The sequence below is a fragment of the Comamonas sp. A23 genome (assembly GCF_004522605.1).
GTDB lineage: Bacteria > Pseudomonadota > Gammaproteobacteria > Burkholderiales > Burkholderiaceae_C > Comamonas > Comamonas thiooxydans.
In genome coordinates this window covers 1-11,808 of sequence record NZ_RSDT01000009.1, presented here as the reverse complement: position 1 = coordinate 11,808, position 11,808 = coordinate 1, and the positions used below count along the sequence as shown (strand labels likewise).

Below are 11,808 nucleotides of genomic sequence, written 5' to 3'. Positions count from 1 at the left end.
GCAAGCCGATGCGATCTTGGGTTAAAACAAGGCATTCCGGAGTACAAGGAGAAGAGCATGAACTTTCGCACCATCTGCATTGCCATCATCGTGGCCCTGATTGCCGTGTTGGCAGCCTTCAACTGGACGGCGCTGTCCACACCTGCAACGGTTTCGCTGGGCCTGACCGAAATCCAGGCACCGCTGGGCGTGCTCATGCTGGCGCTGACGATTTTGCTGAGCGTGTTCTTCATCGCCTATGTGCTGTGGATGCAAGGCTCGGTGCTGCTGGAGGCACGCCGCCACGCCAAGGAGATGCAGGCCCAGCGCGATCTGGCCGACAAGGCAGAGGCTTCGCGTTTCACGGAGCTGCGCAGCGTGCTCGAAGCCTTGCATGCCAGGGACAAGGAAGAGGTGATGGCCCGGCTCGATGTGCTGGAAGCGCATCTGGTGCAGCGCGCCCAGGAGTCGGACAACAGCACGGCAGCCTATGTGGGGCAGCTGGAACAGCAGGTGCACCAGATCAATCGCTGATGCCTCAATACTGATAGCCTCAATCGCTTTGCCTACAAGCGATTGAGGCGTATTCGGCATGAAAAAAGCCGCTGCACTGCAGCGGCTTTTTCACGCAGGCGAACCGAATTACTTCTTGTCGTTGCCCAGCTGTGGCAGGGCGTTGGCGCTGCTCACGCTCAGCAGGCCGGCTTGCGAGTAGATGGCCAGCTTGGCGCGGGTGTCGATCAGGTCCAGGTTGCGCATGGTCAGCTGACCGATGCGGTCGATGGGGCTGAAAGGCGCGTCTTCGACCTTTTCCATGGACAGACGCTCGGGAGCGTAAGTCAGGTTGGGCGACTCGGTGTTCAGGATGGAGTAGTCGTTGCCGCGGCGCAGTTCCAGCGTCACGGTGCCGGTCACGGCGCGGGCCACCCAGCGCTGCGAGGATTCGCGCAGCATGATGGCCTGGGGGTCGAACCAGCGGCCCTGGTACAGCAGACGGCCCAGGCGCAGGCCGTTGATGCGGTACTGCTCGATGGTGTCCTCGTTGTGGATGCCGGTCACCAGACGCTCGTAGGCAATGTGCAGCAGGGCCATGCCGGGGGCTTCGTAGATGCCGCGGCTCTTGGCTTCGATGATGCGGTTCTCGATCTGGTCGCTCATGCCCAGGCCGTGGCGGCCGCCGATGCGGTTCAGCTCCAGGAAGACTTCCACGGCATCGGTGTATTCCTTGCCGTTGATGGCCACGGGGCGGCCTTCTTCGAAGGTGATGGAGACTTCTTCTGCCTTGACTTCAACTTCGGGCTTCCAGAAAGCCACGCCCATGATGGGGTTCACGATGCGGATGCCAGAGTTCAGGAACTCCAGATCCTTGGCTTCGTGGGTGGCGCCCAGCATATTGGAATCGGTGGAATAGGCCTTCTCGGCCGACATCTTGTAGCCGAAACCTTCCTTGGTCATGAAGGCCGACATTTCTGCACGGCCGCCCAGCTCGTCGATGAAGTTGCTGTCCAGCCAGGGCTTGTAGATCTTCAGCGCGGGATTGGTGAGCAGACCGTAGCGGTAGAAGCGCTCGATGTCGTTGCCCTTGAAGGTCGAGCCGTCGCCCCAGATGTTGACGTCGTCTTCCTTCATGGCGGCCACCAGCATGGTGCCGGTCACGGCACGGCCCAGGGGCGTGGTGTTGAAGTAGGTGATGCCGCCGGTGGAAATGTGGAAAGCGCCGGACTGGATGGCGGCAATGCCTTCGTTGGCCAACTGGGGACGGCAGTCGATCAGACGGGCCTTTTCTGCGCCATATTCCATCGCCTTGCGGGGGATTTCGTCGTAATCGGCTTCGTCGGGCTGACCCAGGTTGGCCGTGTAGGCGTAGGGCAGGGCACCCTTGTTCTTCATCCAGCGCAGAGCGGCAGAAGTGTCCAGGCCGCCGGAGAAGGCGATGCCGACCTTCTGGCCGACGGGAACATGTTGCAGAATGGTTTCCATGAGATTTCTCTTCAAAGTGATAGCTGCAATCGCTTGATGGGTAAACGATTGGGGCTGAAAAGGCTTGAAATTCTCGGGTCTGGCCCGAAGCCGGGCCAGGCGCGGATTACGCGTAGTGGCAGATGTAGTGGTAAGCCTCGGTCACGCGGATGTCGAACTTGGAGTTCGCGGGAATCTGGAAGCTCTCGCCGGCCGAGGACTTCTTCCACTCGTCGCTGCCGTCGAGCTTGTATTCGCAGGAGCCGCCCACGCATTCCATGATTTCTGCGGCTGCGGTGCCAAAGGTCAGCGTTGCAGGCAGCACCACGCCCACCGACTTCTTGGTGCCGTCGGCCAGCGTGAAGCTGTGGCTGACGCACTTGCCGTCAAAGTAAACATTGGCCTTGGTGGTGAGGCTGACGCCTGCGATGGTTTCGGTGGTCATGGAAGAGGTACGCTGTGCGTGGTCGAAGATCAAAAGCATTGATTTTAGGCCACGGGATTTGCACCTGCGCGAATGCCCAGCAAAGGCAGGAAAAACAAGAGCCCCGTGACGGGGCTCCTGAGCGGCTCGCAAGGCCGGATCGGCTTGGATCAGCGGCGCCAGCCATGGCCGCCGTGGCCACCGTGCCAGCCCGGACGGTAGCCGGGTCGGTAGTAATGGGGGCGGGTGGCGTAATAGGCGCCCGCACCAATGGCTGCGCCGATCAGCAGCGGCGCCACATAGTCAGACGCCGAGTAGGTGGGCGCCACGGGCTGAGGGGCGTAATAGCCGCTGTCGTAGTTTTGCGGATAGCTGGTGCTGTAGGCGCCCTGAGGAGGCGTCTGGGTGCTGTAGTAGCCGTCGTTGCTGTAGACCGGGTCGTTGGCCACGGGCTGCACATTCAGCGCAATCCATTGGCCGGGCGGGTTGGCGGTCTGCGTGGTGTAGTTGCGACCGTTGTACTCATAGGTCACGTTGTAGCCCACGGTACGGTTCTGGTAGAAGGTCTGCGTGCTGCACTGGCGCATGTTCTGGTACTGCACCGGGCCCGAGGCTTCGGCCTGATTGCCGAGCATGGCACCGCCGACCACGCCGGCTGCCGTGGCCGCGGCACGGCCGCCACCGCCACCGATGGCATTGCCTATCAGGCCGCCGGCAATGGCTCCGACCACGGCACCTGCACCGGTGGGGCGAGGAGCGACCGCCACCGGCTGGTCGCTGCAGACCTGCTGCGGCACGGCGACCTGCTGGGTGATGGGGGTCGAGGACAGCACGCGACCGCGCTCCTGGGCATAGGCCCCGGTGGCGGCCACGGCGGTCAAAGTCAAAACTGCCAGAGTTCTCATCAACATCTCTCCTGTCTCTGAAGCTTTAACGCATCAGATCACCGAAAAGTTTAGGGGATCTGCGTAAATTCAAGCACTCGGCACCGTAAAACTAGGTAAAGCCATGTGTAAATGTGAGCGGTTGCTTATGTGTTTTGCAGCGTATCCCATTCATCGGCCTTGAAACCGACGGTGATTTTCCCGTCGGCCCATTCCACCACGGGTCGCTTGATGGTGCTGGCGTGCTCCTGCATCACGGCGGCGGCACTGGGCGCATCCACGGCTGAGGCCTTTGTCGCGTCATCGAGCTTGCGCCAGGTCGTGCCCTGGCGGTTGAGCAGCTTTTCCCAGCCCAGAGCCTGCATCCACTGGGGCAGACGCTCGGCGGGAACGCCTTGTTTCTTGAAGTCGTGGAATTGGTAAGTAATACCTTGCTCACTGAGCCAGCTGCGTGCTTTCTTGACGGTGTCGCAATTGGGGATGCCGTAGACGGTGGTGATCTTGCTCATGGTGTTCGGTAGCGGTGAAACGGTTGGAGTCAGATGTAACGCATTTGCCAAGTGCCGGCAGCCATAGGGCCTCTGACAGTGGGCGACAATAGCGCCCAGTATGCACACCATATTCCCCACCTTGGATGCCTGGCTGGCTTATTGCGAGCGCCTGCATCCCCAGAACATCGCCCTGGGTCTGGATCGCGTGCGTGAAGTCGCACAGCGCATGGGCCTGCAATTCGACTGCCCCGTGATCACGGTGGCCGGCACCAATGGCAAGGGCTCGACCTGTGCCATGCTGGAGGCCGTGGCCCTGCAGTCCGGCTATCGCCCCGGTGTCTATACCTCGCCGCATCTGGTTCACTTTGAAGAGCGCTGCCGCGTGGGTGGCGAGATCGTCAAGGCCGAGGAGCTGATCCCGCATTTTGAAGCGGTGGAGCAGGCCAGGGTCAAGGAGGGACAAGAGGTTGCACTCACTTACTTCGAGTTCACCACGCTGGCGATATTGCGCCTCATGAGTCTGTCCAGGCTGGATGTGGCGATTCTGGAAGTGGGTCTGGGAGGCCGGCTCGATGCTACCAACATCATCGATGCCGACTGCGCCATCATCACCAGCATCGATCTCGATCACATGGAACTGTTGGGCCCCGATCGCGAAAGCATTGGCCGCGAAAAAGCCGGCATCATGCGTGCCGGTCGTCCCGTCATCGTCAGCGACCCCGTGCCGCCGCAAAGCGTGATCGATCACGCGGCCGAAATCGGAGCCGACCTCTGGCGCTTCGGCAAGGATTTCAACTACGACGGCGACAAGCAGCAATGGGGCTGGGCCGGCCGTGGCCGCCGCTATGCGGGGCTGGCCTATCCGGCGCTGCGCGGCGCCAATCAGCTGATGAATGCTTCCGGCGTGCTGGCCGCCTATGAAGCCATTCGCGGCAAGCTGCCTGTGACGGCGCAGGCCGTGCGCACGGGCTTGTCCATGGTGGAGCTTCCCGGTCGCTTCCAGATCGTTCCCGGCCAGCCCACGCTGGTGCTGGATGTGGCGCACAACCCGCACTCGGTGGCAGCGCTCACGGCGAATCTCGATGCCATGGGTTACTTTCCGATCACGCATGCCGTATTCGGTGCCATGGCCGATAAGGACTGGGAGCCCATGCTCACCAAGGTGGGTCCGCTGGTTGATCGCTGGTATTTCACCGATCTGCCGACGCCGCGTGCGGATTCGGCAGAAAACCTCAAGGCCAAGCTGCAGCAGTTGCAGGCCAAGGGCGTGATCCGCAAAGATGTGAGTATGCAGACCTTTGCCAATCCCCAGCAGGCCCTGGATGCCGCAGTCGCGGCAACGGAGGCGGCTGATAGAATCGTGGTCTTTGGATCGTTCTTCACTGTGGGCGGAGTGTTGCAAAACGGCACGCCTCGTCTGAACGCCAAACACCTGACTCACTGAGTCAGCGGCCTGCCGCCCCGGCTTTTGTCGGGTGGCAGGCCTCAACAAGTCCTCACTCATGGCATTTTTCAATTTCCGTTGGCCTGGCAAAAAAGACGAAGCCGAGTCCGTGGCCGGAGCCAAGCGCCCCAGCCGCTTGGCCCAGGGCGAAAGCGTGGAAGCCATGCGCCGCCGCGCACGTCATCGCCTCATCGGGGCGGCCGTGCTGGTGCTGATCGGTGTGGTGGGCTTCCCGCTGCTGTTCGATACGCAGCCACGTCCCATTCCGGTCAATATTCCGATTGAAATTCCCGATCAGGCCAACTCGGCTCCCGAGGTCGTGCCTGGCACTCAGGTGGCGAGCCAGACGGCTGCACCGTCAGGGCGTGTTGCTGCCAATGCTTCTCTGGATGATGGCGAAGAAGTGCTTGCGCCTTCGGCCAGGCCTGCAGCTCCTGCGGCGGCCGCTGTGGCGCCTGCTGCGCCGGTGGTCGGGGCTGCAGTCACTGCGGCTGCCGTCGGCACTGCCGCCGCGGTGGCATCTCAGGTCAAGCCCGAGCCCAAACCAGAGGTCAAACCTCAGCCCAAGCCGGAGCCTAAGCCGGAAGTAAAGCCTGAGCGCAAGCCGGAACCGAAGCCTGAAAAACCCAAGGCCGAGGTCAAGCCAGAGGTCAAACCCGAGATCAAGAAGCCGGAAGCCAAACCCGAGCCCAAGCACAAGCCGGAGGCGCCCAAGGTGGACGAAGCCGCTCGTGCCCGTGCACTGCTGGAGGGGCGCAGTACCTCGGAAGCAGCACCGGCCAAGGAGGCTGCAGCGACTAACGAGCGCTTTATCGTTCAGATCGGCGCCTTTGCCGAAGTCGGCAAGGCCAACGAAATCAAGGGCAAGCTGGGGGCCGGAGCCTTTACCCAGACCGTGGATACCAAGGACGGCAAGCGCACACGTGTTCGCATGGGGCCTTTCAAGAGCCGCGAAGAAGCCGAGAAGGCTGCCGCCAGAGCCAAGGCCCTGGGTTTGCCGGCATCGGTGTTCAAGGCTTGAGACCGGTTTTCCGGCAACGGTTTGATTGATGAGCACGCTGGACTGGATTTTTGTGGTCGTTGTGCTGGGCTCCTTGTTGCTGGGGGCCTGGCGCGGTCTGGTCTATGAAGTCCTGTCCTTGCTGGGCTGGCTGGTAGCCTTCATGGTCGCGCGGACCTGGGCGCAAGAGGTGGCGGTGTGGCTGCCGCTGGATGGCTGGGACATGCAGCTGCGTTATGCGGCGGGCTTTGTGCTGCTGCTGGTGGGGTCCATGTTTGCCTGGGGAGTGATCTCCTGGCTGTCCAAGCAGTTGATTGAAGCCGTGGGTCTGAGGCCTGTGGATCGCACCCTGGGCGCATTGTTCGGTGTCTTGCGTGGTGGCCTGCTGCTGTTGGTGCTGGCTCTGGTGATCCAGTACACGCCGTTGCACAAGGCTTTGTGGTGGCAGGACTCGATGCTGGCGCCCTGGTTGACCGAGGCGCTGGGCTGGGTGCTGCCGGCTCTGCCAGAGGAGTGGGGGCAGTATCTGCCCAAGGCTTCCTCTTGAAGCGAAGTTTTTTGCCGCAATTTACCTAAGGGTTGAAAGTGGCTAAGGTGCTTGCTGTAAAACGCAGTGGGTGCTGACGAGAGTTTGGTGTTGGCGTGATCCGCCATGCCGGATATCAAAGCGCAGGCTAGCCAATGGGTGGCGAAGCAGGCGAGTGTGGCGAAGGGCGACTTTCGCGAACAGATGGAACGCAACTATGTGTGGAATCGTTGGTGTGGTGAGCACCACACCCGTGAATCAGCTGATTTATGACGCTTTGCTGCTGCTGCAGCACCGTGGGCAGGATGCAGCCGGCATCGTGACCCAGCAGGAACGCAAGTTCTTCATGCACAAGGCCAAGGGCATGGTGAAGGATGTGTTCCGCACCCGCAATATGCGTGCTCTGCCCGGTGATGTGGGTCTGGGTCAGGTGCGTTATCCCACGGCGGGCAATGCCTCCAGCGAGGAAGAGGCTCAGCCCTTCTACGTGAATGCGCCCTTCGGCATCGTCATGGTGCACAACGGCAACCTCACCAATGCCAAGCAGCTGCGCCGCGAACTGGCGGATACCGATCACCGCCACACCAACACCGAAAGCGACTCCGAGGTCCTGCTCAACGTGCTGGCGCACGAGATCGGTCGCGCCTCCAGCGGCGCTCCGCTGCAGAGCGAGGAAATCTTCAAGGCCGTGCGTGCGGTGCACAAGCGCATCAAGGGCTCTTACGCCGTGATCGCGCTGATCGCCGGCTACGGCCTGCTGGCCTTCCGCGATCCCTTCGGCATTCGTCCGCTGTGCATGGGGCGCGGCAATGATGGCACCATCATGCTCGCCAGCGAGTCCGTGGCGCTGGAAGGTACGACCCATCAGTTCGAGCGCGACATCGCTCCCGGCGAAGCGATCTTCGTGCACAACGACGGCCGCGTCGAGAGCCAGCAATGCGCTGAAAAGACCCAGCTCAATCCCTGCGTGTTCGAGTATGTGTATCTGGCACGTCCCGACTCCACCATGGATGGCATTTCGGTCTATCAGGCTCGCCTGAACATGGGGGAAACGCTGGCCAAGCGCGTGATCTCCATGGTGCCGCCCAATGAAATCGATGCGGTGATTCCCATTCCCGAATCGAGCCGCCCCAGCGCCATGCAATTGGCACAGTTGCTGGGCAAGCCCTATCGCGAAGGTTTTGTGAAGAACCGCTATGTGGGCCGTACCTTCATCATGCCGGGTCAGGGCGCTCGCAAGAAGTCGGTGCGCCAGAAGCTCAACGCCATCAGCAGCGAGTTCAAGGGCCGCAATGTGCTGTTGGTCGATGACTCCATCGTGCGCGGCACCACCTCCAAGGAAATCGTGCAGATGGCGCGCGATGCAGGTGCCAACAAGGTGTATCTGGCCTCCGCTGCGCCCCCCGTGCGTCACCCCAATGTGTACGGCATCGATATGCCCACGCGCTCCGAGCTGGTGGCTCACGGCCGCACGGTCGAGGAAATTCGCCAGGTCATCGGCTGCGACGCGCTGATCTATCAGGACGTGGAAGCCATGAAGCAGGCCGTGGGCAAGATCAATGCCCAGGTAAGCGGTTTCGAGGCCTCGTGTTTCGACGGCATCTACATCACCGGTGATATCTCCGATGAAGAGGTGACGGCGCTCAACGAAGGCCGCAACCGCGGCAGCGAAGAGGAGAGCGAAGACACTTCGCGCCTGTCCCTGCCGAATGCTCAGGAAAGCTGAGCGCTGGCGTTAAAGCGCAGCGAATGACCGAGTCGGAAAGGGTTGCTTAGGCAACCCTTTTCATTCGGGAGGACAATGGCAGAGCTGTGCGGTCGGTGTGCTCTTTAAAAGTGAGCTGTTGACGTATGCTCATTAAGGGTTTGAGCCTGATACGACTCAAATTTCATGATGTGCGAGCAAAGCATATTCAAAGACCGGCACGGCGAGTGCCGCCGGTCAAGCTGGTAGAGCAGCATGCGTGCGGGCCTGATTGGCGGTCTGCAGCGGACTCATGACCGGTACCAACCATCTGGATTTGACGATTGTGACCAACAAGACATTACCCGAAGGTTTGCATCCTGAAACTCTGGCCGTGCGCGAAGCGGTCGAGCGCAGCCAGTGGGGCGAGCATTGCGAAGCCCTGTACATGACCAGCAGCTTTGTGCAGCCCGATGCGGCGACCGCAGCGCGCCGCTTTGCCAATGAAGAGCCGGGCTTCACCTACAGCCGCACTGGCAACCCCACGGTCACCAGCTTTGAAAAGCGTCTGGCGGCCATGGAAGGCACGGAATGTGCGGTAGCGACCTCCACCGGCATGTCGGCCATCTTGCTGGTGGCGCTGACGGCGCTCAAGACGGGCGATCATGTGATCTGCTCGCAGTCCATGTTCGGCTCCACCATCAAGCTGCTGGGAACCGAAATGGCACGCTTCGGTGTGGAAACCACGTTTGTCTCGCAGACCGATATCGAAGCCTGGAAGGCGGCCATCAAGCCCAACACGCGCATGCTGTTTGCCGAGACGCCCACCAACCCGCTGACCGATCTCTGCGACATCGCCGCACTGGCCGAGCTGGCGCACGCCAACAACGCGCTGCTGGCCGTGGACAACAGCTTCGCCACTCCCGTGCTGCAGCAGCCCGTGAAGTTCGGCGCCGACCTCGTCGTGCACTCGGGCACCAAGTTCCTTGACGGCCAAGGCCGCGTCATGGCCGGTGCGGTTTGCGGCACCATTGCCCTCGTGGACAAGGTCATGGGCACTTTCTTGCGCAGCGGCGGTCTGAACATTGCTCCCTACAATGCCTGGACGGTGATGAAGGGTCTGGAAACCCTGGCTTTGCGCGTCAAGGCGCAAAGCGCAGCAGCGCTGGAGTTTGCCGCCTGGCTGGAAGCCCATCCCAAGGTGGCGCGTGTGTACTACCCGGGCCTCAAGAGCCATCCTCAGCACGAGCTGGCCATGCGCCAGCAAAATGGCATGGGCGGTGCGGTGCTGGCCTTCGATGTGGTGGGCGAGGGTGCCGAGCAACTGCGTGCCAATGCCTTCCATGTCGTGGACAGCACGCGTCTGTGCTCGATTACGGCCAACCTCGGTGATGTGAAGACCACCATCACCCATCCGGCCAGCACCTCGCATGGTCGTCTGACCGAGGACCAGCGTCAGGCTGCCGGCGTGGGTCAGGGTCTGATTCGTATTTCCGTGGGTCTTGAGCATCTGGAAGACCTCAAGGTCGACCTGGCTCGCGGACTGGATACGCTGTGAAACACTCCCTGAGTCGCTTCGCGCCTTCCCCTTCCTGGGGGACTATGCCTGCGCTGCGAGGCGGCTCTTGCTCGGCATCTCTGGCCGAGACTGCGTGCGTATCAAGCGCCGCAGCCTTGGCGCGGGGAATGTCGTACAAGGATTTCTGATATGACAAACAACAAAATTCGCACCCGCTTTGCCCCTTCGCCCACGGGTTTCATCCATCTGGGCAATATTCGTTCGGCCCTCTATCCTTGGGCGTTTGCGCGCGCCAATGGCGGCGACTTCGTGCTGCGCATCGAGGACACCGATCTGGAGCGCTCCACCCAGGCTTCCGTGGACGTGATCCTGGAAGGCATGGAGTGGCTGCAGCTCGACCATGACGAAGGCCCGTTCTACCAGATGCAGCGCATGGATCGCTACAAGCAGGTGCTGGCGACCTTGCAGGAAAAAGGCTATGTCTACCCCTGCTATATGAGCATGGAGGAACTGGACGCGCTGCGTGAAAAGCAGATGGCTGCCAAGGAAAAGCCCCGCTATGACGGCACATGGCGTCCCGAGGAGGGCAAGGTCCTGCCCGCGATTCCCGAAGGCGTGAAGCCCGTGCTGCGCTTCAAGACTCCGCAAACCGGTGTGGTGGGCTGGGAGGACAAGTGCAAGGGCCATATCGAGTTCCAGAACTCCGAGCTCGACGATCTGGTGATTGCCCGACCCGACGGCACGCCCACGTACAACTTCTGCGTCTGCGTGGACGACATGGACATGAACATCACCCATGTCATCCGTGGCGACGACCATGTGAACAACACGCCGCGCCAGATTCACATCTTTGAAGCGCTGGGTGCCACCGTTCCTACCTTTGCCCACCTGCCCACCGTGCTCAACGAGCAAGGTGAAAAGATGAGCAAGCGCAACGGTGCCAAGGCCGTGACCCAGTACCGCGATGAAGGCTATCTGCCCGATGCCATGGTGAACTATCTGGCGCGTCTGGGCTGGAGCCACGGCGACGACGAAATCTTCAGTCGCGCCCAGTTCCTGGAGTGGTTCAACCTGGATCACCTGGGCCGCAGTGCCGGCCAGTTTGACGAAGCCAAGCTGCGCTGGGTCAATGCCCAGCATCTGAAGGCCATGGACGACGCCGAGCTGGCCCAGTTGGTCAAGCCCTTTGTCGTCAAGGCGGGCGTGGCCGAGAGCCTGATCGACGCCGATGACCGTCTGGTGCGCATTGCTGCCTTGTTCAAGGACCGTTGCGAGACCTTGGTGGATCTGGCCAACTGGGCCAAGGTCTTCTATGCGGACAGCGTGGAGCGCAATGCGGAAGACTACGCCAAGCATGTAACCGAGGCGGCCAACCCCGTGCTGGATGCATTTGCGGCCGTGGTGGAAAACGTGGAATGGACCAAGGAAGCCATTGCGGCTGCGATCAAGGAGCTGCTCAAGGCGCAGGGCGTGAAGATGCCCGTGCTGGCCATGCCCGTACGTGTTCTGACCGTGGGCACGGCCCATACTCCCTCGGTCGATGCGGTGCTGGAATTGCTCGGACGTGAAAAAGTTATCGCGCGTTTGAAAAATCGCTAAAAACCTGTCTATAATTCGAGTCTCTGCAAAACGCGACTGATTAAAAGGTTGTCTTGCAGAGAGTTTTTGGGGGTATAGCTCAGCTGGGAGAGCGCTTGCATGGCATGCAAGAGGTCATCGGTTCGATCCCGTTTACCTCCACCAAAATTAATGACGGCGAGTCGCAAGACTCGAATCGTTCTAGGAATTGACCCTATCGTCTAGAGGCCTAGGACATCACCCTTTCACGGTGAGTACCGGGGTTCGAATCCCCGTAGGGTCGCCAAGTTTGAAGCGCTTGCAGCTACATGATATGTAGC

General features: G+C 61.1%; 11 protein-coding genes and 2 tRNA genes. 9 read left to right on the top strand and 4 right to left on the bottom strand.

The window, feature by feature from the left end; translation table 11 throughout:
• The first annotated feature begins 57 nt into the window (after positions 1 to 57).
• Positions 58 to 513 carry a hypothetical protein gene (locus EIC84_RS18585; protein WP_003057208.1) on the top strand — a complete coding sequence of 152 codons (456 nt, stop codon included), beginning with the start codon at positions 58 to 60 and terminating at the stop codon, positions 511 to 513.
• A 108-nt stretch (positions 514 to 621) separates the two neighbouring features.
• On the opposite strand, the gene argG is transcribed toward EIC84_RS18585, so the two are convergent.
• The 4 genes from argG to EIC84_RS18565 form a co-directional block, all read right to left on the bottom strand.
• Positions 622 to 1,959 (bottom strand): argininosuccinate synthase, encoded by a 1,338-nt coding sequence (gene argG / locus EIC84_RS18580; protein ID WP_003057205.1) that lies wholly within the window; start codon positions 1,957 to 1,959, stop codon positions 622 to 624.
• A 106-nt stretch (positions 1,960 to 2,065) separates the two neighbouring features.
• Positions 2,066 to 2,383: a pyrimidine/purine nucleoside phosphorylase gene (locus EIC84_RS18575; RefSeq protein ID WP_003057202.1), complete on the bottom strand. Its 318-nt coding sequence runs from the start codon at positions 2,381 to 2,383 to the stop codon at positions 2,066 to 2,068.
• A 149-nt stretch (positions 2,384 to 2,532) separates the two neighbouring features.
• On the bottom strand, positions 2,533 to 3,267 hold the full coding sequence (locus EIC84_RS18570) for a glycine zipper 2TM domain-containing protein (RefSeq protein ID WP_003061083.1): 735 nt from the start codon (positions 3,265 to 3,267) through the stop codon (positions 2,533 to 2,535).
• 125 nt (positions 3,268 to 3,392) lie between these two features.
• Complete coding sequence (locus EIC84_RS18565) at positions 3,393 to 3,755, bottom strand: ArsC family reductase (protein ID WP_003061086.1); 363 nt, start codon at positions 3,753 to 3,755, stop codon at positions 3,393 to 3,395.
• Positions 3,756 to 3,855: 100 nt separating this feature from the next.
• Between EIC84_RS18565 and folC the strand changes: the two genes are divergently transcribed.
• The 8 genes from folC (at position 3,856) to EIC84_RS18525 (ending at position 11,774) form a co-directional block, all read left to right on the top strand.
• Positions 3,856 to 5,181: a bifunctional tetrahydrofolate synthase/dihydrofolate synthase gene (folC, locus tag EIC84_RS18560; protein WP_003061088.1), complete on the top strand. Its 1,326-nt coding sequence runs from the start codon at positions 3,856 to 3,858 to the stop codon at positions 5,179 to 5,181.
• Between the two features lie 58 nt (positions 5,182 to 5,239).
• Entirely contained in the window at positions 5,240 to 6,202 is a 963-nt protein-coding gene (locus EIC84_RS18555) for an SPOR domain-containing protein (protein ID WP_003061090.1), read from the top strand.
• 28 nt (positions 6,203 to 6,230) lie between these two features.
• Entirely contained in the window at positions 6,231 to 6,728 is a 498-nt protein-coding gene (locus EIC84_RS18550; protein WP_003061092.1) for a CvpA family protein, read from the top strand.
• Positions 6,729 to 6,924: 196 nt separating this feature from the next.
• A complete protein-coding gene (gene purF, locus EIC84_RS18545) occupies positions 6,925 to 8,433 on the top strand; it encodes an amidophosphoribosyltransferase (RefSeq protein WP_003061095.1) in 1,509 nt (502 codons plus the stop codon).
• Positions 8,434 to 8,737: 304 nt separating this feature from the next.
• Positions 8,738 to 9,949, top strand: coding sequence for an O-succinylhomoserine sulfhydrylase (locus tag EIC84_RS18540; RefSeq protein ID WP_003061097.1), 1,212 nt, complete (start codon positions 8,738 to 8,740; stop codon positions 9,947 to 9,949).
• 150 nt (positions 9,950 to 10,099) lie between these two features.
• On the top strand, positions 10,100 to 11,509 hold the full coding sequence (gene gltX, locus EIC84_RS18535; RefSeq protein ID WP_003061099.1) for a glutamate--tRNA ligase: 1,410 nt from the start codon (positions 10,100 to 10,102) through the stop codon (positions 11,507 to 11,509).
• 68 nt (positions 11,510 to 11,577) lie between these two features.
• Positions 11,578 to 11,653, top strand: a tRNA-Ala gene (locus EIC84_RS18530).
• 45 nt (positions 11,654 to 11,698) lie between these two features.
• Positions 11,699 to 11,774, top strand: a tRNA-Glu gene (locus tag EIC84_RS18525).
• Positions 11,775 to 11,808 lie beyond the last annotated feature (34 nt).

Bases quoted from the DNA above. Each gene is read 5' to 3' on its own strand.
- EIC84_RS18585 (WP_003057208.1), top strand. From the start codon at position 58: ATGAACTTTCGCACCATCTGCATTGCCATCATCGTGGCCCTGATTGCC.
- argG (WP_003057205.1), bottom strand. From the start codon at position 1,959: ATGGAAACCATTCTGCAACATGTTCCCGTCGGCCAGAAGGTCGGCATC.
- EIC84_RS18575 (WP_003057202.1), bottom strand. From the start codon at position 2,383: ATGACCACCGAAACCATCGCAGGCGTCAGCCTCACCACCAAGGCCAAT.
- EIC84_RS18570 (WP_003061083.1), bottom strand. From the start codon at position 3,267: ATGAGAACTCTGGCAGTTTTGACTTTGACCGCCGTGGCCGCCACCGGG.
- EIC84_RS18565 (WP_003061086.1), bottom strand. From the start codon at position 3,755: ATGAGCAAGATCACCACCGTCTACGGCATCCCCAATTGCGACACCGTC.
- folC (WP_003061088.1), top strand. From the start codon at position 3,856: ATGCACACCATATTCCCCACCTTGGATGCCTGGCTGGCTTATTGCGAG.
- EIC84_RS18555 (WP_003061090.1), top strand. From the start codon at position 5,240: ATGGCATTTTTCAATTTCCGTTGGCCTGGCAAAAAAGACGAAGCCGAG.
- EIC84_RS18550 (WP_003061092.1), top strand. From the start codon at position 6,231: ATGAGCACGCTGGACTGGATTTTTGTGGTCGTTGTGCTGGGCTCCTTG.
- purF (WP_003061095.1), top strand. From the start codon at position 6,925: ATGTGTGGAATCGTTGGTGTGGTGAGCACCACACCCGTGAATCAGCTG.
- gltX (WP_003061099.1), top strand. From the start codon at position 10,100: ATGACAAACAACAAAATTCGCACCCGCTTTGCCCCTTCGCCCACGGGT.